The following is a 21226-nucleotide window of genomic DNA, read 5'->3' as shown; positions in this document are numbered from 1 at the left end:
ACGGTAGTGAAGGAGGCTTTCGCTACCGTCAGCTGTGGTCCCTGGTGACGGTGGGACGGCTGTGACCTCGACGGCCTGTCGTGAAGTACATGAAGGCCCCCTTCCTTGCGCTAGACGCAAGGAAGGGGGCCTTCATGTACTTCGGTAAGGCGTGACTCGCGTGCTTAGGGACGTAACTCGCGTGCTTGGGGACGTAACTCACGTGCCTGGACGCCGCACTCGGGAGTGCGGAGTCCGAACAGAGAGGAGCCCTTCCCCGGCGGCACCGGGGAAGGGCTCCGCCGAATCTCCTAGCTCTTGCTCGACTTGGTGGCCTTCTTCTTCGCGTTCTTGGCCTTGCCCTTGACCGTCCCGATCGCGTCCTGGACCGGCGCATAGGTGCCGTAGAGCGCCGGGTCGGGCTTCGGAGCGGTGCCAGGTCCGCCGAGGGCCTCGGGCTCCATCAGGTACTCGATCCCGTCCTCGCCGAAGCTCCAGCCACCCTTCGCACCGTCCGGGCCGTCGGACAGGTGCCAAATGGTGTTGTTGTGCTCCTGGTTCTCCTCGTCGAACAACGCGGTCGGTGCGATGTCGCTTTCCAGGCCGTCGGCCTTGAGTTCCTCGATCGCGGCGAGCCACTGCTTCTGGTGCACCGTGTCCCGCGCGAGGTTGAACTGCAGCATCGCCTTCACACCCGGGTCGTCGGTCATGTTGTACAACCTGGCCGTCTGCAACCGGCCCTGCGCCTCGGCCGCGACGTTCGCCCGGAAATCGGCCAGCAGGTTGCCCGACGCCACGACATAGCGGCCGTTCCAGGGATAGCCCTGGCTGTCGCTCGGTGTGGCGCCGCCACCGGAGATGATCGCCTGCTGGGGATCCATCCCGCCGAGGATCGCCGCGGTGGCCGGATCCTTCGCGGCCTCGGCCACCGTGGTGGCGGGCGCCCCTTCGAGCAGCCGGGCGACCATCGTCGCGAGCATTTCGACGTGACCGATCTCCTCGGTCGCCGTATCCATGATCAAATCCTTGTACTTGCCCTCGATGCGGCAATTCCAGCCCTGGAACAGGTACTGCATGGTAACGGTCATTTCACCGTAGGCGCCACCGATGAGTTCCTGCAGCTTGCGGGCGTACAAGGCGTCGGGCTTTTCCGGTTTGGCCTCGAATTGGAGCGATTTGGTATGACGGAACACTGACAACCTCCGAAGAATTCAGGGAAGGACGGGGATTAGCGCGAGTCGGCGATCGGCGCCTTCGAACCGGAGAGCGGAATGAGCCCGAGGGCGATCATCCCGACGGCGAGCCCGAGGTGCAGCCAGTTGTCGGCGTCGTTGACCGGCACGAAATTGGCCGCCGAGCCGTGGTCGATCAGCAGCCCGTACAGCCAGAGCACGAGGTAGATCACCCCGCCGCCGACGAGGAACGCCTTCGCGCCGCTCACTGTCCGGGCCAGCAGGATGCCCGCGACGCCGAACGCCAGGTGGACGATGTTGTGCAGGATCGACACCTGGAACACGCCCAGCAGCAGCGCACCGGACTCGTGTCCGGCGCCGCTCAGCTGTTCGTAGTTCGTCGTGACGCCGGGGATGAAACCGAGGATGCCGACGAGCAGGAAGACCGCGCCCACGCCGAAAGCGATGAGCTGGCGCGGACCCCGCCGAACCGTGGCCGGCGATGCAGTCATGATTTCCTCCGATCCAGATGACTGGGGAACTGCGCGAACATCGCGTCGAGTACCCGGGCGAATGCCGTTCACACCGGGGAAACGGAGCTCATGAATTTGTGGGAATTCCCGTGTAACCCGCCATGGCCGGGGTAATCACCGCGGAGCACGCACGTCACAAGGAGGTCGGAATCGTGGCTGAGGACGCCGCAACGCAGGCCGGGCCCGGCGGCAAGCTTTTCCGTGCCGGCTTCCGCGCCCTCGCGGCCCTGCGTGGCGCGAGAGCCTTCCACCCGAATGGGCTACTACTCAAAGGCGAACTTCACGGCCTGAGGGGCGATGACCTCGCCCTGCCGGACGAGCCGGTGGCCGTGACCGTGCGGATGTCCAAGGGGGTAGGCCTCCCGGGACGGGTGCCCGACGCGCTGGGGCTGGCGGTCCGGATCCCTTCCGCCGACGGTGATCCCTGGGATCTCACGCTGACCACTTCGGGTGCCGGTCTGGTCGGCCGGGTACTGCCGCGGCCGTCGCGGGCCTGGACCACCGGGCGCTACAGCACCTTGCTGCCCTATCGCACGAAAGGCGAACTGGTCTGGCTTTCGGCCCGCGCGGAGACGCCGCGGCACGCCGAAGCATCACTGGACGCCTTGAGGCGCCTGGTGACGGAAGGGCCGGTGACCTACCTCGTCGAGACCGTCCGCGCGAACGGGCATCGGAAGCCCTGCGCGACGCTGACCCTGCGCGAAGTGGCCGAAGACTCCTCCCGCCCCGCCTTCGATCCGATGCTGCATCCTCCGCGAGGATGGGAGCCGCGGCCCGGCTGGCTCGCCGGGCTGCGCGAGCGGGCCTACGAAGGCAGCCGCGAGGGCCGCTGATCAGCCCGCGAGTGGCTTGTCCAGCACGGCCTTCACGTGGCTGAAGTTGTCGATCGAATAGCGGCCGTGATAGCGGCCCATCCCGCTCTCCCCCACCCCGCCGAACGGCAACTCCGGCGCCGCGAGATGGATGATCGCCGCGCCGAACACCAAGCCACCCGACGACGTCTCCGCCTCGATCCTGCGCTTCGTCTCATCCGATTCGGTGAAGGCGTACAACGCCAGCGGCTTGTCGCGTTCGTTGACGAACGCCAGCGCAGCGTCGACGTCGGGCACCTCGATGATCGGCAGGATCGGGCCGAAGATCTCGTCCCGCATCACCGGGGCGTCCGGGGAAACGCCGGTGAGCACGGTGGGCGCGATGTACTTCTCGTCGCGGTCGGCCTGGCCGCCGACGACCGCGGTTCCGTTGTCCAGCAAGGCGGCGAGCCGGTCGTAATGCCGCGTCGAGATGATGCGACCGTAGGAGTCGCTGGTGGCGGGGTCCTCGCCGAACATCGCTTCGACGGTCTCGGCCAGCTGCTCGGCCAGCTTCGGGCCGGTGTCGCCGATCGCGAGGACGTAGTCGGGCGCGACGCAGGTCTGGCCCGCGTTGGCGAACTTGCCGTACGCGAGCCGCTGCGCGGTCACGGCGAGATCGGCGCCCGGCTCGACGATCGCCGGGCTCTTCCCGCCCAGCTCCAGCGTGACCGGTGTGAGATGCTTCGCCGCCGCGGCCATGACGATCCGGCCGACCGTCCCGTTCCCGGTGTAGAAGATCGTGTCGAACTTCTGCTCCAGCAGCGCCGTCGTCTCCGGGATCGCGCCCTCGGCGACGCGGACGCCCTCGACGTAGTCCGGGAGATGCTCGGCGATCGCGGCCGACGTGTTCGGAGACAGCTCGCTCGGCTTCACGACCGCACAGTTCCCCGCCGCCAGCGCTCCGACCAGCGGCGCGAGCACCAGCTGCAGCGGGTAGTTCCACGGCCCGATGATCAACGCGACCCCGAGCGGCTCACGTACGACGCGGCCGTTCCCCGGCCGCAGCGGATACGGCAGCTCGGCCGGCTCCGGAGCCAGCCAGGAGTCGAGGTTCTCCAGCGTGTGGTCGATCTCGTTGCGCACGAGCGCGATCTCCGCGCGCTTGGCTTCGGCAGTGTTCTTCCGCAGATCGGCATAGAGCGCGTCGAGGAAGACGTCGGCCCGCTCGGACAGGAGCTTCCGCAGGCCCATGAGCTGCGTCCGGCGCCAATCCACCGGTTTCGTGACACCGGAACGGAAGAGGTCACGCAGTTCTTTGACGACGGCGGAGGCATCACTGCTGGTCATGGATCCGAGCCTAGCGGCGAGGTGAAGCAGGTGCCCATCGCCGAACGGTATAGGGCGTTATACACAAGTGTGAAGGGCGCTTTCCCCGCGTGTCATGCGGGGAAAGCGCCCTTCAGCCCTCGGTGAGCGTTACGGGTAGCTCACCAGATTGCTCGGCGTCGTCCCTGGCGGTGTCACCGCACCGGCGTCGTTGATGACGTGGGTGATGGTCCCCTTGTAGTTCAGCGAGACCGTCACCATGTTGTGGAATCGGACGCCGGAGCGGTTCGGCACCTCGAACGCGTGATACAGGTTCACCGACGGGTTGTCGTTGAAGAAGCAGTAGCTGCCAAGGCCCCACGCCTCGTGCGTGGTCACGTTGTCCCCCACCTTGTAGGCGGCGTACCCGTTGAGCCCGTTGGGACTCTTCCAGCCCGCCTGATCCGGGACGTCGTAAGGGATCTCGTTCTGGAAGAAGATCGTCCTGCCGTTCTGGCCGTTCCAGATCACCTGGTACTTCTGGTAGTGCTCGACGAACAGACCGGTCGCCAGCACGTTGTCGCCGTTGACGACCACCCCGGTGTCGCCGGTGTTGACCGTCCAGCCGTAGGTGCCCGCGTTGCCGTGGTCGGCGCGCCAGGCCCAGATGTGGTCGATGATGGTGTCGCGGCTGTTGACGATCAGGCTGTTCGTCGCCTTCCCCGCGATCTGACCGCCGATCCGGAAGAACACGTCCTGCAGCGTCGTCGGGTTGGCCGAGTGGTTCGCCGTCGAGCCCACCTGGCCGACCGTGAGCAGCGACTGCGAGTTGGTCGTTCCGGCGTCGAACAGCAGCCCCTTGATCCGGACCCCGTCCACGTCGGCGACCCGCATCGCTTCGACGCCGTTGTCGGGCACCAGCGTCGAGTAGCCGACACCGAGGACGACGGTGTTCGCCTTCGTCACGTTGAGCGTCTGGTTGAGGTGGTAGACGCCCGGCGTGAAGAACAGGTTGCAGCCCTGGGAGAGCGCGGTGTTGATCGACGACGCCGTGTCCCCCGCCTTCACGACGTAGAACTGGCTCATCGGCAGCGAGCTGCCCTGCGTGCCGCCGTTTGCCCAGCTCGGCCCGGAAGCGTTGGTGCGCAACGAGGGCAGGAAGACCCGGTACTTGCCGGAGCCGTCGAGGTAGAGATACGGGACGTCGCGGGACACCGGCGTGGTGGCGAGCGTCGTCTCCGGCGGATTCGGGAAGGTGTTGGCGGGAGCGCCGTTCGTCCCGGAGAAGACCATGTTCCAGACCCCGCCGTCCCAGCTGCCGTAGCTGCTGTCGCGGGTGTACCACTGCTGCTGCGAGATCGAAGCGGTCTGCCCGGAGACCTTGGTGTCGGCGGTGTAGCCACCGCTGGCGAACCCGTAGCTGGCCGGGTAGAGCTGGAGCCCGCCGCGGATGTCCATGCGACGGAACGGCGCGGCCTGCGCGACGGCCCAGCGAGTGGAGCCGCTACTCGGGACAACGGCGAGGTTTTCCGCCGAGCGCCAGAAGTTCTGCAGCGCCACCCCCTTGTCCGACTCGTTGAAGGCGTCGACGGTCACGTCACCGTTGATCACGACGTCGCCCGGGTTCTGCCCGAGGCCCGCGACGGAGGTGTAGTAGCCGACATTGTCGTGGATGCCGTTGTACACACCGGGCTTGAACAGGTGCGCGTATCGGCGCTCGGTGAACTGCGCGGTCAACGTGTCCTTCTGCGCGTTGAAGTCCGCGTCCAGCCTGCTCTGGATCGACGCCGCCGACATGCCTGGGTCGAAGATCCGCACGTTCGGGCCGAAGTCCGGGACCTCGGCCTGCGTCGGGCAGGTCGCCTGTGTCGATCCGATCGTGTAGCTCGCCGACGTCACCGGTGAATTCGCCGAGCCCGACTTGACCGCGATCGCGGAGATCGTCGAGGACGCGGAAACCGTGATCGGTCCGGTGTACGGAGTGGACGAAGCGGTCGGCGTGGAACCGTCCACTGTGTACCGGATGGTCGCGCCCGCGGTCGCGGACGACAACGTCACCGAGCGAGCGCTCGGGTAACTGCCGCCCGGCGGGTCGAACGTCGGCGAGGCGACGGTCGCGCCGCTTCCGCCATGGGTGTAACCGAAATGCGGGGTGTCGTACTGCGGCCCGTTCTTCTCGTAGGTGAACCAGTAGTCGAGCACCGTGCCCGCCGTGAGCGAACCGACGGTGTGCCGCCAAGTCCCCCCGTTGTCGGTCATGCGGACGTTCTGCTGGCCCAGGCCGGGAACGCCGGTGTAGTGGATGTCGACGTAGCGCGCGGGCGTCGCCGGCGTGAAGGAGAACTGCGCCTGGCTCGCGTTCAGGGACGCGGCACTCTGGCTGTAGTCGGCCGCCGCGGCGGTGGCACCGCCGAGACCGGCGGCGATCAGGAGGGCGGAAAGGACGGCGGCGAGTGCGCCACGAACCCTTTTCCGCCGTTGGGGCTGCACAAAGATCCGATCCACGTCGTGACACCTCCGGCGTTGGAAATCCACGGGCGAAGCAATTCGTTGCGCGCCACAACAAAGTAGCCGTCCGTGCGATATGTCCAGATCACGCTTCGGTAACAGTGGTGGTCCAAACCACTGACTGCTCCGCGCGGCCGCCGGGGACACGGCCGTTCGGCGTCATCGGAGGAGGCGATCGGGTGCCGTTCAGCGGTCAGGAACGACGTAGAGCGTCGATGCTTCCCCACCGTGCATGGCGGCCAGGCTGGTCCGGCAGGCCAGGAGTACCTCGCGGTTCGCGGCCGTGTCCGGCGGGACACCGCAGCCGTCGCAGAAGAGTTCGACAGAGCCCGGGAAGGTCTCGTCGACCTCGACCTCCACCGTGCGATCGCAGCGGCGGCACCACCGATGGCCGGTGACCACCAGGATGTGCATCGGATCGGAGATGCACTGGTGCACCCATCGGCGATGGACGTAACAGGTCGTCCGGACGTGCGCGCTCAGCCCGTGTTCCTCCGCCACGTCTTCCGCGGCGAGGATCGCGGCCAGCCGCCGGTCGGCGATCTCGCCGTACAGGTCCCGCCGACGGCCAGGCGGGGACGCGTCCGCCGCCGCGAGCAGTCTGAGATGAGCCCTTGAGGGTGGCGGGGTACGTAGCACCATGTGGGTCTCGACCTTTCGGCGTCCACCGGAAGTCTTATCAGGTCGTTCCCCGATTTCGCCGAAGCGACACCCGACCGGGCGACAAGGCAAAGGTCGTTTGTACGGCCCTTGTATTCGCGCTGCCCATGCTGACCGGACAACCGAGTCCGTTCAGGAGGCAGGAATTGTTGACCAAGGTAGCCGTGCTCGCGACAGCGACCGCGCTCTCCTTCGGCGTGGCCGCACCGGCCGGCGCCGAAGTGGCCGTGACCGCGTTGCCCGCGGCCAGCATGGAAGCGGTGCTCAAGGCCGCGCAGATCGACCCGCGCCGCGCCGACAGCGCGTTGACCCCTGGCGCCAAGGACAGTGTGCTGCTGGTGGAGCAGGCGCTGGCCGCCAAGGGATTGCTCGATCAGCAGTACGTCGACGGCCACTTCGGCACCTCGACGATCAACGGGTATTCCAGCTACCAGAAGTCGCTGGGCTACACCGGGATCGACGCCTCCGGCCTGCCAGGCAAGACCTCGCTCGAGAAGCTGGGCGAGGGCCGGTACACCGTCACCGCGGTGGTCTCGGCGGGTAGCCGCCTGACCTACCACGGCAAGACGATGAACACCCGGACCAAGGCGATGCTGGTGAAGGCCGAGGCACTGCTCGGCAGGCAGCTCACCATCACCCAGGGCTCGTACAACCCCGGCGGCGTCGGCGCTTCGGCAGGGACGCACGACGGTGGCGGCGCGCTCGACATCGGTGTCGAGGGCATGTCCTCGGCCACGCGGACCGACGTCGCACGGAAGCTGCGTCAGGTGGGCTTCGCGGCTTGGGTCCGGACCCCGGCCCAGGGTTTCGCCTACCACATCCACGCCATCGCACTGTCCGATCCGGACCTGTCCTCCGGTGCGCAGCACCAGGCCGGTGACTACTACCTCGGCTACAACGGCCTCGCCGGCCGCGGTTCCGACGACGGCCCCGCCGTCACGCCGAAGCTCACTTGGGAGGAGTACCAGCGGTCCTGATCCCACTGGCCGAAGGCCACCTTCGCCGATGTCGATCGCCGCGAAGGTGGCCTTCGGGTTGTCCGGGAACCCCCGGGTAGGCTTCCCTGCGACGGTAAAACCAGCGGGAAGGGAACATCGCGTGGAGGCTCAACCGGTCGGTCAGTGGCTCGACGAGCTGGCTTCGAAGGCCTCGACGCCCGGTGGTGGCGCGGGTGCCGCGATGAACGCCGCGGTCGGTGCCGCCCTGGTCTCCATGGTGTGCAACCTGACCATCGGCAAGCCGAAATACGCCGAGCACGAGGCAACCATGACCGAGGCGCTGGGCAAGGCCGAAGACCTCCGCCGTCGCGCGCTCGGCCTCGCCGCCGACGACGCCGCCGCCTTCGACGCGGTCGTCTCGGCCTACAAGCTCCCGAAGGCCACCGACGAGGAGAAGCAGGCCCGCTCGGCCGCGATCCAGGCCGCACTGGTCGGCGCCGCCGACGTCCCGCTGCGCACCGCCGCTCTGGCCGCCGAGGTCATCGACGTCGCCGCTTCGATCCTCGAAGGCGCCAACACCAACGTCATCTCCGACATCGCGGTCGCCGCCTCGTCCGCCAAGTCCGCGCTCGAATCGGCCGTGGTCAACGTCGAGGTCAACCTCGCGTCGATGTCCGACGAGCAGCTGCGCAAGGAGACCGAAGCCCGGCTCGCCGAGCACATCCCCGCCGCCGGGCGCGCCGACGCGCTCGTCGCCGAGGTTCGCGAGAGGATCGCCCGATGACGCTGATCGACGGGCGCGCGATCGCCGCCGCCATCACCGCCGAGGTCACCGAGACCGCCGCCAAGCTGCGCGAATCGGGCACCGCCCCGACGCTGGCCGTGCTCGTGCCGACCGACGACGACGCCACCGCCTGGTACGTGCGCTCGATCGAGCGCGCCGCCAAGAAGGTCGGCGTCGACTGCCGGGTGGTCCAGCTCGAAAAGCCGGCCGGCGAGGACGTCACCCGCGAACTCGACAAGCTGTCCGCGGACCCGTCGGTCCACGGCATCATCTGCCAGACCCCGCTGCCCGAAGGCGTGACGCTCGACGACGTCGGCGCGCACATCGATCCGCGCAAGGACGTCGACGGCGCCAACCCGGTCAGCCTCGGGAGGCTCACCGCCGGCCTCCCGACCTACGCCCCCGCCACCGCCGCGGCGGTGCTGGAGATCCTCAAGCGCGAGCAGGTCGCCCTGTCCGGTGCCCAGGTCGCCGTCGTGGGCCGTTCCACCGTGGTCGGCAAGCCCGCCGCGCTGCTGCTGCTCGCCGAGAACGCGACAGTCACCGTTTGCCACTCCCGCACCAAGGACCTCGCGGCGGTCACCAGGACCGCGGACGTCCTGGTCGTGGCCGTCGGCCGCGCGCACTTCGTCGGCGCGGACCACGTCAAGCCCGGTGCCGTGGTGATCGACGTCGGCACGAACCCGACTCCCGAAGGCGGGCTCGTCGGCGACGTCGACCAGGCCGCGGTCGAGGGGATCGCGGGTTCGATCACGCCGGTCCCCGGCGGCGTCGGCCCGGTCACGACGTCGCTGCTGCTGCGGCACACCGTCACCGCCGCGCAGTCCTGATCCGCTGAGCCAGGCGGCGAGTCCATTGAGGACTCGCCGCCTTTCACGCGCCCTCGTCAAATGCCGATCACGGCTTCCACGGTCTTCCGCACCTGCGCCGTCTCCGGCGCGGCACCCGTGCGATCGGCGAAGAGCAGATGTGCGGCACCGATGAGCGTGGCCGCGAGCGTCTCGACGTCGGCGCGCTCGGCGACCCTGCCCTGCGCTCGCTCCGCCTCGAGGTAGGCGGCGATCATCTCGGCGGCCTGGGTCAGCACCGGGACCCCGGCCGGCCACTCGCGGCGCAATCGGGCGCGAAGCTCGTCGCGGAAGATCACGAGCGGGACGATCGCGACCGCGACCGACTCGAACACCGCCGTGAGCGCCGCGGTGAGGTTGTCCACGACCGTTCCGGTACCGACGGCCTCTCGGAGCCCGTTCTCGTCCAGCTTCTCGATCCGGTCCAGCACGAACTCGGCGAGGAACGCGTCGAAGTCGTCGAAATGCCGGTGCAGCACGCCTTTCGCGCAGTCCGCCTCCGTGGTGACGGCGCGGCTGGTGAGCCCGCTCGGCCCGTCCCGCAGCAGGACGCGCTCGGCGGCGTCGAACAACTGCGCGCGGACGGCGCGCAGGGCTACCCCGGTCGGCATACGGCTCCCTTGCGTTGACGAGTGGGCAAGTGCCCACTTAAGGTGGGCGCATGCCCACTCTACCTTCGGGGCAGGAGCCCCACCACTATCGCCGGGCTGCGGAATCGTTCGGGGTGGACGTCGACCGCTACGACCGGACCCGGCCCGCCTATCCCCCGGAACTCATCGACCACTTCGTCGGCTCCGCTCCCGGCCGCGAGGTCCTCGACGTCGGCGCGGGCACCGGGATCGAGGCGCGCCAGTTCCAGGCGGCCGGCTGTCACGTGCTGGCCATCGAACCGGACCCGCGGATGGCCGAGTTCGCCCGCCGGAGCGGGATCGACGTCGAGGTCGCGACGTTCGAGGCCTGGGAGCCAGCCGGACGCCGGTTCGATCTGCTCGTCTCCGGGCAGGCCTGGCACTGGGTCGACCCGGTCGCGGCCGCGGTCAAGGCCGCTAAAGTGCTGAGGCCCGGCGGGCTCTTTGCCGCGTTCTGGCACGTGCCCGAACCGCCGGACGAGGTCGCGGACGCCTTGGCGGACGCGTACCGGCGGCTCGTGCCGGATTCGCCGATCGACCTCAAGACCGTGCCGAAGCAGCCTTCGGACCCGTACGGACCGCTCATCGCGAAGGTCGCCGACGGCCTGCGCGAAGCAAGCGGATTCGGCGAGCCGACGCGAAGTCGTCACGACTGGGAACGGGTCTACACCCGTGACGAATGGCTCGACCAACTCCCGACGTTCGGCTCGCTCACCTGGGTCGAACCCGTTGTACGACAAGAGATCCTCGCCGAAGTCGGAGCAGCGATCGACAGGATGGGCGGCCGGTTCACCGTGCGCTATGCCACCGTCGCGATCACCGCGGTCCGGGATTGACCGGCCGGTGGCGGGATCCGCTCCCGCCACCGGCGTCCGTCAGGGTGTGACGGGGATGTTGGTCAGCCCGTTCACCGCCCTCGACACGGTGTTGGACGCGTAGACGACGTTGGGCCGTTCCGAACACTTCGACGTCGAGGTGATCTTGATGGCGTACTGGCCGACGCCGCCGAGGTCGGACTTGTTGTCCCGCCACACGTTGCCGCAGCCGTTCGGGAACGACGGGGCGGTGCCGGGGTTGTGCGTCTCGTAGCCGTTCGCGAACGTCCCCGGCGAGGCGAAGGTGCCGGTGTTGCCCTCGATCACGTACCCGGATCCCTTGACGTCGACCCAGGAATCGGCCGAGTTCTGCCCGGAAACCCCTTGGCCGTCGAAGGTGTTGCCCCGGATGACGCCGTCCACGGTGCCCTCCTTGACATCGATGGCCTCCGCGGCGACGTACGGTCCGATGTGATTGTCGAGAACCTGGATCCGGTCGCTACGGTCGGCTCCGCCGGAGTTCCCGTGGCACGCCCAGTTCGAGTTCGCCGAGCCGAGATAGACGCCCTCGCCGTAGCCGGCCTGGACGAGACCGGTGTGGCTGATCGTCGAGTCGCGGATGACGCTGTCGGCCGAGGAACGGCGGAAGTGCACGGCCTCCTCGTCGATCTTGTGCACCCGCACCCCCTCGATCACCGTGTGGTGCGAGTTGTCGGCGACGATGCCTTTCTTCGACTCTTGCACGGTGAAGCCCTTGAGGTGCCAGTACGGCGCGCCGTAGAGCCAGAACCCGTACCCGGAGTCCCAGCCCGCGGTCGGAGCCGGACAGGAGGGCGCCTCCCCCGACGGGCCGTCGTTGATCAGGATCGCGGTCGAGGGTCCGGTCACCGTGATCGGCGCGGCCGCCGTCCCCGGCTTCGTGGCGACGAACGAACCCCGGTAGGTTCCGGCTGCCAGCCGGATGGTCTGTCCGGGGCTCGCGGCGGCCAGCGCGGCCTGCAACTCGGCCGCGGTGCTCACGTCGACGACGTCACCCGACGGCACCGTGGTGGTGGTCGTCGGCGGTTTGCTCGTGGTCGTGGTGGTCGGCGCCGTGGTGGTGGTCGGCGCCCCTCCCCCGCACGGGCTTCCGTTGATCGTGCACCCGGTCGGGAGGCCCAGTCCTGAGGTGTTGAAGCCGAAGCTCGCCGACCCACCGGGTTTGACAGTGCCGTTGAAACCCGCGTTGGTCACCTTGTAGTGCTGCCCGGTGCGGGTGAGTACCGAACTCCACGACGTGGTGACCGCGGTGCCGGCGGGGAGATCGAATTCGATCGTCCACTGTGTACTGTGCGCGTCCCCCGAGTTGGTCAGCGTGTACTTGCCGCCATATCCGCTGTCCCAGACCGAGCTCTGGGTGAACGCGGCGGACAGGCTGGGCGCGGCGGCCTCGGCGGTGACGACGGCGCCGAGCAGGCCCGCCGCAGACGCCGTGGCCGCGATCGCGGCGAGCAGTCGTTTCCTCGTCATTCCGTGCCTCCGCATTTCGTTCCGGCGATCGTGCACGCGGCCGGGAGGCCCTGACCGGCGGCGTTGAAGCCGAACGTCGCCGTGCCGCCGGGTTTGACGCTTCCGTTGTGGGTCGCGTTCCCGAACCGGTAGTGCTGCCCGGTCTTGGTCAGCACCGAACTCCAGGAACCGGTGATCGTCGTCCCGGCGGGCAGGTCGAACTCGACCGCCCACGAACCCACCGCGGCCGAGCAGCTGTTGGTGACGGTGAAGCCGCCGCCGTACCCGCTGTCCCACACCGACTTACGGGTGAAGGTCGCGTTCAGGCAAGCACCGGGAGTCTGGCTGGTCGTGGTCGGCGTGGTCGTGGTGGAGGTCTGACCAGTCGTCGAGGACGGCGGAGTACCGTCGACGGACTTCAGGAACAGCGACGACGCGGCGTCGGTCTTGGTCGCGTCGACCCCGTGCCCTCCGGTGTAGTCCCGCTGCTCGTTCTTCGCCCAGTCGGCGATCGGGGTGCCGCCGACGTCGAGGTGCTTGTACGCGGTGCCGTCCCAGCCGAAGACATGGATGCGGTGCCGGTCGGCGTAGAAGTCGTTATACGGGCCGTTGTCCGAGAGCTGCTTGGTCATGACGTTGTTGAAGAACACGTTGCGGTAGCCGGTGGCACCCGACCATTTGACTGCCTTCTTGCCCGCGCCCCACCAGATCGGGAACCAGTTCGAGTCGTCGGGACCGCCTCCGCCCTCTTCACCGCAGTTGGCCCGGCAGTTCCCCGAACGGTGCGCGTACGGGACTTTGACCGTGTTCAGTTCGAAAAGGTTGTTGCGCTCCCAGCCGCCGTGGAGGTTCAGGTCGGAGTCGAAGGAGTTGCCGATCACGACGTTGCCCGAGGCGGACCACTGGAAGGTGAAGTGCCGCAACAGGGTCGAAGTGTTCCCGGCGTACAGCGAATCCCAGACCCGGGAGCCGCGGAAGTAGCCGTTGCCACCCTTGCCCTTGTTCCATGAGCCGTTGAGTTCGTTGTCCACGATCTGGAGGTTCTTGGCCTCCTCGGTGACGATGGGATGCGAACCGGTCATATCCGCGCGGATGCCGCGGACCCAGGAGTTCGCCGCCCACTTGAACACGATCCCGTGCATCTCCGCGGCGGGCGCCATGTTGCCGTAGTTGTTGTTCGCCTCGGCGGGGTTCAGGCCAGGCATCTCCTGGGTGAACCCGAGGTTCTCGAAGCCGACGCCGACCACCGGATCGACCAGCGGCGCCGCCTTCGAGTCGTATGTGGCGCCGCTGATCGGGGCCGAACCGTCCGAAGTGGAGTTCACCGGCACGTCGTACTCGAGCGGTTTGTCCAGGGTGATGGTGCGTGCCGTGGTGTCGAGTGCCGCGATCGTGAAGATCTGCTGGCGCATGTGCATGTTCAGCAGCGGGAACGTGGTCGGGGTGGCCTGCTGCTGCTCGTAGAACTTCTGCGAGTTGGCCGCCCGGATGTTGACCAGGTTCCCGGCGGCGAGCGAGGTCAGGGCGCCGCTGCTCGCCAGGTGGACGACGTTGTCCCCCATCCGCGCGGCGAACGCGGTGTCACCCGGCTTGCCCCGCAGCTTCACCCCGGCCTTCCAATGGACGTTGATCGTGCCTTCGAAGATGTCCTTGCGGTTGGCGGGCGCCGAGGCGTGGTCGCTCGCGTAAGACGTGTGCACTCCCCTGGACTGGACGCGGAACAGTCCGCGGCCCGGCCACAGCCAGCCGCCCTTGCCCGCGCCGGAGGTCATCCCGTCCTCGTCCCAGTCGGAACCGTCCGGGGTGAGGGAGTCGTAGAGGGTGTTCGCGTCCGGTTTGTAGACGAACTTGGTGGCGTCCTTGCCCGCGCCGCGCAGGATCAGGTAGTCGGCGTCGACGTGGATCTCGCGTGTGACATCGAACCGGCCTGCCGGGAAGGTGATCGTGCTCAGCTTGGTGTAACTCCCGGACGGCGAGCACGCGCTCTTGATCCCGTCGATCGCCGCCTGGATCCCGTTCGTGTCGTCGGCGCCGTCGTCGGGCTTGACGTTGTACTGGCTCGCCAGTTCTGCCGCGGTGACCTGGCAGGTGGCGTTCGGATTCACTTCACCGGAGCCGGGAAGCGCGGCGCCACCCCGGTACCCGGCCTTGGACCAGTCATAGAGCCCCGCGACCGGCGCGCGGCGATTCGCGGCACCGAGGTCGAGGCCGGTCAGCGCGCCGGGCCCCGGCGCCGCGTCCGCCACTTCGGGCGATACCTGCAGGAGTGCGGCGGTGGCGACCACGGCGGCGACCGCCGGGAGGACGGCACGACGAAGAGGACTTTTTCGGGACACCCGAAACCTCCGTGACGGACTGACGGAAGGTGTTGCGGCGTGTACACCCGGACCCCGCCTTTATAGTTCACGTCCCTGTCACCCGTCAACGGATGTGAATAACGTCCATGTATGTGAACGGGTCCCTAGTCTCCTGAACGGAAGCGATCGAGCACCCGGCGTTCCCGTTTGGTCGGACGTCCCGCACCCCGCTCTCGTCGCGCGACCGGCACGGCCGCGTCGGGTGGCGGCGGGGGCGTCCGGTCGAGGAAACAGGTCGCGGCGTCGGCGGCACCGACCCGCTTCTGGATCACCCGGGTCACTTCCAAGATCCGCGTCGTGTCGTTGACCCGCGCACGGACCTCGTCACCGGCCACGACCGTGGTCGCGGGTTTGGCCGGTTTGCCGTTCACGCGGACATGGCCGCCGCGGCACGCCGCGGCGGCGTCCGGGCGCGTCTTGGTCAGCCGGACGGCCCACAGCCAGCGATCAACTCGAGTGGACTCCACAGCAGTACATAGTGGCCCATCCGCCGTCGCGATGCCCGCCTGCCTGGCCCAAGCACGGGGAAAGAAGTCCCACCTTTATTGCCACCCGACATAGCCGCAGGTATAACTTGTTCTAAATCCCTCAACGGTGAGGAAGATCACGTGAGCGACGAAACCATGTGGAGAAGCGCTTCCGGACAGTTATCCCGCCGCCTCTTTATCGCTGGAACTGGTTCTATCTTAGGAGCCGCGGCCCTCGGCGGGACCGCTTACGCGAAAAGCTCGATCGCCGACGCCGCTCGCATCCCGGCGCTCGTCATCGGGTCCGGCTACGGCGGCTGCGTCGCCGCGCTCCGGCTGGCCGAAGCCGGCGTCGACGTCCACCTCGTCGAACTCGGCATGGCATGGGACACCCCTGGCACGGACGGCAAGATCTTCGCCAACACCACCACCCCGGACTACCGGTCCTTCTGGCTGCGCACGCGAACGAAGCAGCCGCTGAGCAACTTCCTCGGCTTCCCGCTGGACAAGGACGTCCCGCGCCACACCGGCATCCTCGACGCCGAGGAGTTCAGCGGTATCACCGTCTACCAGGGCCGCGGCGTGGGCGGGGGCTCGCTGGTCAACGGCGGGATGGCCGTCACGCCGAAGCGCGAGAACTTCAGCGCGGTCCTGCCCACGGTCAACGCCGACGAGATGTACGGCGTCTACTACCCACGCGCCAACGCGGGCCTCGGCGTCGCCACCATCGACCCGAACTGGTTCGAGACGGCCGAGTGCTACCAGTACGCGCGGGTCGGCCGGAAACACGCGCAGCGTTCCGGGTTCCCGTTCCTGTTCGTCCCGGACGTCTACGACTGGGACTACATGAAGAAGGAGCAGGCGGGCACGGTTCCGAGATCCGCGCTGGCCGGGGAGATCCTCTACGGCAACAACGCGGGCAAGAAATCGTTGCAGCAGACCTATCTCCCGCGGATCAAGGCCACCGGCCGGGTGACGATCTCGGCCCTGCACCGCGTCACCTCGGTCACGCCCGCGTCCGGCGGCGGATACACCGTGGTGATGGAGCAGCTGAACACCGGCGGCACGGTGACCGCGACCAAGTCCGTGACAGCGGACAAGGTGTTCTTCGCCGCCGGCAGTGTCGGCACGAGCAAACTCCTGGTCAAGCTCAAGGCCACTGGAGCGCTGCCCAACCTCCACAACGAGGTCGGAAAGGGCTGGGGCGACAACGGGAACGTCATGTGCGGCCGGGCCAACCACATGTGGGACGCCACCGGGGCACTGCAGTCGTCGATCCCCACCGCCGGTATCGACAACTGGGCCGCGGGCGGCGCCTTCGCCGAGGTCGCACCCCTGCCGACCGGCATCGAGACCTACGCGTCGTTCTATCTGTCGATCACCAAGAACCCCAACCGGGCCACTTTCTCGTGGAACCCGAGCGCGAACAAGGTCGACCTCAACTGGCAGACCGCCTGGAAACAACCCTCGATCGACATGGCGAAGACGATCTTCGACAAGATCAATTCCAAGGAAGGCACGATCTACCGCACCGACCTCTTCGGCGTGTACAAGATCTGGGGCGACCATCTCACCTACCACCCGCTCGGCGGCGCGGTACTCGGCAAGGCGACCGACAACTACGGCAGGCTCCACGGTTATCCGGGCCTGTACGTGATCGACGGCGCGCTGATCCCGGGCAACACCTCGGTGAACCCGTTCGTCACCATCACCGCACTGGCGGAACGGAACATCGAAAAGATCGTGGCCACCGATCTGTGACGCCGGCCGGTCGTGAGTGGCGATTCGGGTTCTGGCGAGCTTCCCCTTAGGTACCTACTGCGTGCCCTGTGGCGCTTCTTGCGTGATGCCGGAGTGAAGTACATGAAGGACCCCTTCCTGTACCTAGGCGTAAGGAAGGGGTCCTTCATGTACTGGGTCCTTCACGGACCTGCGATCCCGATCCACCCGCCGTAGGCACCTAGAACACGGCCGCCCCTAACCCGAATCGCCACTCACGAAACGCGAGGATGAGCGGGCGGCTCCTTCAGCGCTTCCAACGGCCCGGCGTCGAACTCCTATGTCGTGAAGGGCCCCTTCACGACATCCCCACGACCGCGACCTGGCATCAACCGCAGCCTCGACGCACCACAGCCCCGCGCCGAGGCCTTCCCCAGTACATGAAGGACCCCATCCTTGCGCCTAGGTACGGGAAGGGGTCCTTCATGTACTTAACGCGGCCCAAGAACGACCCGAATCACTCGCGACCTAGAACTTCGGCAGAACGCAGACGGTGTCGATTCCCAAAACGCGATTCAGCCGTCCGAATGCGAGCCAGGAACCGATGCTCATGCTCAGTTCGACGATTTCCTGCTGGCTGTAGTGCTCGCCCATTCGCTTCCAGAATTCGTCGTCGATGCCGTGATGATCGAGCGCGTAGCGTTCCGCGTATTCGGCGGCCAGCCGGGTCCGCTCGTCGAACGCGTCGGTGGTGCGCCACTCGGTCACCGCGTCGGCGAACTCCTCCTCGACCTTCACACCGTCGCGTTCGGTCCGCCAGTCCAGGCAGAAGACGCAGCCGTTGATCTGCGCGATCCGCAGCCGGGCCGCCTCGAACTCGCGGAGCCCCAGCGTGGTGTGCGAATAGACCGCCAGGGACAGATTCGAGGCCGCGACGCCGATACCGGGCACCATCTCGCCCCATACGTAGCCGATCGGGTCCTTGCCCTCCGGAATGTCGATGATCATCGCGCGCTCCTTCCGAGCTTGCCGGTCGCCGGCCGCAAGGGGACGTCCAATGCGTCGTAAAGGCCCGGTTTGGCGTCCACGAGCCAGTCGATGGCGCCGACCAGCCTGCCGACCGCGGTCGCGTTGCCGCCGGCGGACCGGTTCTCGCCCTCGTCGGTGGCCTCGACCGAGACTTCGATCCTGGGGCGGCCTTCGATGATCACCCGGTGCGCCCCGTCGCCGCTGGGCGGCATCGGCCAGTCCGGCGCGCACGACGCGTGGATGCGGGTGACGTGCTCGATGACGATGCGGGGCTCACCGTCCACGATCCCCTGCACCTCGAACCGGACCGCGCCTTGCGTGCCCGCTTCGAACTCGCCCATCGCCCGCGTGGTCACGGTTTCCTCGAGCGGACGGCGGTCGAGCGTCTCGCGGATCTCGTCCAGGTCGACCCCGAGGCCGCGGGCGATCAGCCGCACCTGCCCGCCCCACACCATCGTGGGCACCGAAGGGGCCAGCATGGGCGGCTGATAGTCCATCGGCTGCCCCATCCCGACCAGGTAGCGGACGGAATCCGGCTGGTCGTAGGTGGAGTAGTCGAAGATCTCCTGGCAGCGGACCGCGTCCACAGTGGTGCCGAGCCCGCTGATCAGCAACGGCAGGATGTCGTTGCCCCATCCCGGATCCACGCCGGAGACGAACAGCGAACCGCCGCCTTCCGCGATCGCCGCGAGGATCGGCTCCCGCAGCTCCTCCGGCGCGTTGCGCTGGTCGTACAGCGCGTAGAGCGCGGGAGTCACCACCACCGCTCCCGCCCGGATCGCACGGACGATGTCGGCCAGCGCGTCGGCGGGCCGGATATCGCCGGACGCCGCGTACACCACCGCGCGCGGCCCGGCCGACAGAACCGCTTCGACGTCATCGGTCGCCGCCACACCCAAATCGCCGTCGACTCCCGCGAGCGCGGCCGCGTCGCGACCGACCTTCGCGGGATCGTGCACGAGCACACCGGTGAGTTCCAGCGCCGGATGCGCGTCGACGGCCCGGATCGAGGCGCGGCCGATGTTGCCTGTACCCCAGACAACTGTGGGAATCATGAAGTCGAGGTTAACCGAATCCAAGTTCGGTTCCCAGTACCGAAACAATCACGAAAACCCCAGGTCAGAACGCATTACTCGGGTTCATTCGAGTAGGCAACGAAAGCGTTCCGGTGCGCGGAACGGGCCTCGTTTCTTCGGCGAAAGGCAAACGGGGTTGAGACCCGCCGACGACCGTGTGTAGTGTTCGCTCCCGTGACGAGTCCCGAGTCGGACAGAACCTCGCCGCCGGTCATCCGGCGGCGAGTCGTCGTGTCCGGCCGTTAGGCATCGGCCCTCTCGCTTCCCGGTGACCGGAGCGCTGTTCCGTGCGTCCGGCCGGGTTTCTCCCTGTCTCGCGCACGGCTTCCTCCTGCTCACTTTCTCCTGGGAGTCGTCCGTTGCCCCTGTTCGTCTATGTCCTCGGCCTTGCCGTCTTCGCGCAAGGCACCTCCGAATTCATGGCTTCCGGTCTCGTGCCGGGAATCGCCGGTGAACTGTCCGTCCCGGTGGGCGCGGCCGCCGCGCTGACCTCGGCCTACGCCGTCGGAATGATCGTCGGCGCGCCGGCCATGGCCGTGCTCAGCGCGCGCTGGCCTCGCCGCCGGGCCTTGGCCGGGTTTCTGACCGCCTTCGTCGTGGTGCACGTCGTCGGCGCCGTGACGACGAGTTTCCCGCTGCTGTTCGGCACCCGGGTCGTCGCGGCGGTCGTCAACGCGGGATTCCTCGCCGTGGCCATGCCTGTCGCGATCGCTTTGGCACCAAAGGGAAAGCAGACGCGGGCGACCGCGATCCTGCTGGCGGGGATCACGCTGTCGTGTGTCGCCGGGGTACCTGCCGGAGCCGTGCTGGGTGAGCTCGCGGGCTGGCGTTCCGCGTTCTGGGCGGTTGCCGCGTTATGCCTTCCCGCGCTGGTTCTGGTGTTCCGTTCCGCACCCGCCGACGCGGCAGGCCCGCGGGAAATCTCGATCAAGCGTGAAGCACGGGAGCTGAAAACGCCTCCGGTCCGGCAGGCGATGGTCCTTGCCGCCCTGGTCAACGGCGCGACCTTCGCGACATTCGCGTTCCTCGCGGTCATCGCGACGGATGTCGCTCGTCTTCCGGCCGGTGCGGTTTCCGGGTTGCTGGCGGCCTTCGGTGTCGGCGCGTTCCTCGGCGTCACGGTGGCGGGCCGCACGGGCGACGGTGAACTCCGGCGCGGCCTGGTACTCGCGTTGTGCGTCCTGCCGGCGGGCTGGGCGGTGCTGGCGCTGACCGGCGCGCAACCCGTCGCCCTGTTCGTCGTGACGATCGTCCAAGGTGGACTGTCGTTCGGTTGTGGTTCCGCGCTCGTGGCGCGGGTGATGCACGTGGCTCCCGGGGCTCCGACGCTCGGTGGTTCGTTCGCGACGGTCGCGCTCAACGCCGGCGCGTTCCTGGGACCGGTGCTCGCCGGTCTCGTCACAGAGTCGACCGGGGACTATCGATACGCCATCTGGATCAGCGCGGCGATCGCCCTTGTTCCGCTTCCGTTCGTCCTTCGGAGGAAGGTGCTGATTCGCTCCTGAGCCGCGCGTGCAGGTGGACGTCGTGCCACCCGTCCGCGTGCAGCATCGAAGAACGCAAGGTGCCTTCGAGGCGGTATCCGGCCTTGTCCGCGACGCGGCAGGAGGCGGCGTTCGCGGTGGAATGCAGAAGGAACAACCGGTGCAGCCGGACGGTTTCGAACGCCCACCGCGTCAACGCCGCCACCGCGCGGCCCGCGATCCCCGCGCCGCGGGCGGCAGGGAGAACCCAGTAGGACAACTGTGCGGAAGCCTCGAAGAGCGAGAGTGCGCGGAGACCGACCTGCCCCACCGGCCGGTCTTCGCGCGCGTCGACCACCGCCCAGCTCGCGTCCGTCTCGGCCCTCCAGCGCTGCTCCCAGCCCGCGATCCACTCGCGGGCCTCGTCCGCTCCGTCGACACGGCGGACGTGCCAGCGCTGGATGGCCGGACACGCGAAGGCGGCTTCGACGTCCTCCCCGTCGTCAGCGCACCAAGGTCGCAGCACCAGCCTGTCGTCGACGATCAGGCACGGTTGCCGCATCGATCGGAACGTTCCGGCGGGCAGGGCGGGCTCGATGAGCAGGGGCACCCGCCCATCATGGCGTACCGGCGGCCTCGGCCTGGGTAACATCGGCCGGACC

19 protein-coding genes are annotated in these 21226 nt (G+C 67.9%); 7 read left to right on the top strand and 12 right to left on the bottom strand.

What is annotated here, in order from left to right:
* Positions 1-290: 290 nt before the first annotated feature.
* Both ACLJO0_RS26330 and ACLJO0_RS26325 read right to left on the bottom strand, forming a co-directional pair.
* Positions 291-1172 carry a manganese catalase family protein gene (locus tag ACLJO0_RS26330; RefSeq protein ID WP_410581261.1) on the bottom strand — a complete coding sequence of 294 codons (882 nt, stop codon included), beginning with the start codon at positions 1170-1172 and terminating at the stop codon, positions 291-293.
* A 35-nt stretch (positions 1173-1207) separates the two neighbouring features.
* Positions 1208-1663: a DUF4383 domain-containing protein gene (locus ACLJO0_RS26325; protein ID WP_410581105.1), complete on the bottom strand. Its 456-nt coding sequence runs from the start codon at positions 1661-1663 to the stop codon at positions 1208-1210.
* A 173-nt stretch (positions 1664-1836) separates the two neighbouring features.
* Here ACLJO0_RS26325 and ACLJO0_RS26320 point away from each other — a divergent pair, with 173 nt between their 5' ends.
* On the top strand, positions 1837-2517 hold the full coding sequence (locus tag ACLJO0_RS26320) for a hypothetical protein (protein ID WP_410581104.1): 681 nt from the start codon (positions 1837-1839) through the stop codon (positions 2515-2517).
* On the opposite strand, the gene ACLJO0_RS26315 is transcribed toward ACLJO0_RS26320, so the two are convergent.
* The 3 genes from ACLJO0_RS26315 to ACLJO0_RS26305 form a co-directional block, all read right to left on the bottom strand.
* The gene (locus tag ACLJO0_RS26315) at positions 2518-3825 is read right to left on the bottom strand and encodes an aldehyde dehydrogenase family protein (protein ID WP_410581103.1); all 1308 of its coding nucleotides are present in this window, start codon (positions 3823-3825) and stop codon (positions 2518-2520) included.
* Between the two features lie 129 nt (positions 3826-3954).
* Complete coding sequence (locus ACLJO0_RS26310) at positions 3955-6288, bottom strand: chitobiase/beta-hexosaminidase C-terminal domain-containing protein (RefSeq protein WP_410581101.1); 2334 nt, start codon at positions 6286-6288, stop codon at positions 3955-3957.
* A gap of 189 nt (positions 6289-6477) precedes the next feature.
* A complete protein-coding gene (locus ACLJO0_RS26305) occupies positions 6478-6933 on the bottom strand; it encodes a hypothetical protein (RefSeq protein ID WP_410581100.1) in 456 nt (151 codons plus the stop codon).
* 164 nt (positions 6934-7097) lie between these two features.
* Here ACLJO0_RS26305 and ACLJO0_RS26300 point away from each other — a divergent pair, with 164 nt between their 5' ends.
* From ACLJO0_RS26300 to ACLJO0_RS26290, 3 genes are all read left to right on the top strand, one after another.
* Positions 7098-7928 (top strand): peptidoglycan-binding protein, encoded by an 831-nt coding sequence (locus ACLJO0_RS26300; RefSeq protein WP_125795636.1) that lies wholly within the window; start codon positions 7098-7100, stop codon positions 7926-7928.
* A 121-nt stretch (positions 7929-8049) separates the two neighbouring features.
* Complete coding sequence (locus ACLJO0_RS26295; RefSeq protein WP_410581099.1) at positions 8050-8673, top strand: cyclodeaminase/cyclohydrolase family protein; 624 nt, start codon at positions 8050-8052, stop codon at positions 8671-8673.
* The gene (locus ACLJO0_RS26290; RefSeq protein ID WP_410581098.1) at positions 8670-9503 is read left to right on the top strand and encodes a bifunctional 5,10-methylenetetrahydrofolate dehydrogenase/5,10-methenyltetrahydrofolate cyclohydrolase; all 834 of its coding nucleotides are present in this window, start codon (positions 8670-8672) and stop codon (positions 9501-9503) included. The genes ACLJO0_RS26295 and ACLJO0_RS26290 overlap by 4 nt, the downstream gene beginning before the upstream one ends.
* Positions 9504-9559: 56 nt before the next feature.
* Here ACLJO0_RS26290 and ACLJO0_RS26285 read toward each other — a convergent pair whose 3' ends face one another.
* Positions 9560-10132 (bottom strand): TetR/AcrR family transcriptional regulator, encoded by a 573-nt coding sequence (locus ACLJO0_RS26285; protein ID WP_410581096.1) that lies wholly within the window; start codon positions 10130-10132, stop codon positions 9560-9562.
* 113 nt (positions 10133-10245) lie between these two features.
* Here ACLJO0_RS26285 and ACLJO0_RS26280 point away from each other — a divergent pair, with 113 nt between their 5' ends.
* Positions 10246-10986: a class I SAM-dependent methyltransferase gene (locus ACLJO0_RS26280; RefSeq protein ID WP_410581260.1), complete on the top strand. Its 741-nt coding sequence runs from the start codon at positions 10246-10248 to the stop codon at positions 10984-10986.
* A gap of 39 nt (positions 10987-11025) precedes the next feature.
* Here the strand turns inward: ACLJO0_RS26280 and ACLJO0_RS26275 are convergent, their stop codons facing one another.
* From ACLJO0_RS26275 to ACLJO0_RS26265, 3 genes are all read right to left on the bottom strand, one after another.
* The gene (locus tag ACLJO0_RS26275) at positions 11026-12474 is read right to left on the bottom strand and encodes a cellulose binding domain-containing protein (protein WP_410581095.1); all 1449 of its coding nucleotides are present in this window, start codon (positions 12472-12474) and stop codon (positions 11026-11028) included.
* Complete coding sequence (locus ACLJO0_RS26270) at positions 12471-14789, bottom strand: cellulose binding domain-containing protein (RefSeq protein ID WP_410581093.1); 2319 nt, start codon at positions 14787-14789, stop codon at positions 12471-12473. Before ACLJO0_RS26270 ends, ACLJO0_RS26275 begins: the two co-directional genes overlap by 4 nt.
* Before the next feature lie 125 nt (positions 14790-14914).
* Positions 14915-15277 carry an RNA-binding S4 domain-containing protein gene (locus ACLJO0_RS26265; RefSeq protein ID WP_125795630.1) on the bottom strand — a complete coding sequence of 121 codons (363 nt, stop codon included), beginning with the start codon at positions 15275-15277 and terminating at the stop codon, positions 14915-14917.
* 156 nt (positions 15278-15433) lie between these two features.
* Here ACLJO0_RS26265 and ACLJO0_RS26260 point away from each other — a divergent pair, with 156 nt between their 5' ends.
* Complete coding sequence (locus tag ACLJO0_RS26260; RefSeq protein ID WP_410581259.1) at positions 15434-17038, top strand: GMC oxidoreductase; 1605 nt, start codon at positions 15434-15436, stop codon at positions 17036-17038.
* Positions 17039-17524: 486 nt separating this feature from the next.
* On the opposite strand, the gene ACLJO0_RS26255 is transcribed toward ACLJO0_RS26260, so the two are convergent.
* Together ACLJO0_RS26255 and ACLJO0_RS26250 are read right to left on the bottom strand one after the other, a co-directional pair.
* Entirely contained in the window at positions 17525-18004 is a 480-nt protein-coding gene (locus ACLJO0_RS26255; RefSeq protein ID WP_125795629.1) for a carboxymuconolactone decarboxylase family protein, read from the bottom strand.
* Positions 18001-19080, bottom strand: coding sequence for a dihydrodipicolinate reductase (locus ACLJO0_RS26250; protein ID WP_410581092.1), 1080 nt, complete (start codon positions 19078-19080; stop codon positions 18001-18003). Before ACLJO0_RS26250 ends, ACLJO0_RS26255 begins: the two co-directional genes overlap by 4 nt.
* A gap of 380 nt (positions 19081-19460) precedes the next feature.
* Between ACLJO0_RS26250 and ACLJO0_RS26245 the strand changes: the two genes are divergently transcribed.
* Complete coding sequence (locus ACLJO0_RS26245; RefSeq protein WP_410581091.1) at positions 19461-20606, top strand: Cmx/CmrA family chloramphenicol efflux MFS transporter; 1146 nt, start codon at positions 19461-19463, stop codon at positions 20604-20606.
* Here ACLJO0_RS26245 and ACLJO0_RS26240 read toward each other — a convergent pair.
* A complete protein-coding gene (locus ACLJO0_RS26240) occupies positions 20539-21174 on the bottom strand; it encodes a GNAT family N-acetyltransferase (RefSeq protein WP_410581089.1) in 636 nt (211 codons plus the stop codon). The two genes, ACLJO0_RS26245 and ACLJO0_RS26240, sit on opposite strands and share 68 nt — an antisense overlap.
* Between the last annotated feature and the right edge of the window lie 52 nt (positions 21175-21226).

The organism is Amycolatopsis sp. lyj-108 (assembly GCF_046549005.1).
In the GTDB taxonomy this organism is placed as follows: Bacteria; Actinomycetota; Actinomycetes; order Mycobacteriales; family Pseudonocardiaceae; genus Amycolatopsis.
Note: the sequence above shows the minus strand (reverse complement) of the source record. Positions and strands in the feature narration are given on the sequence as shown.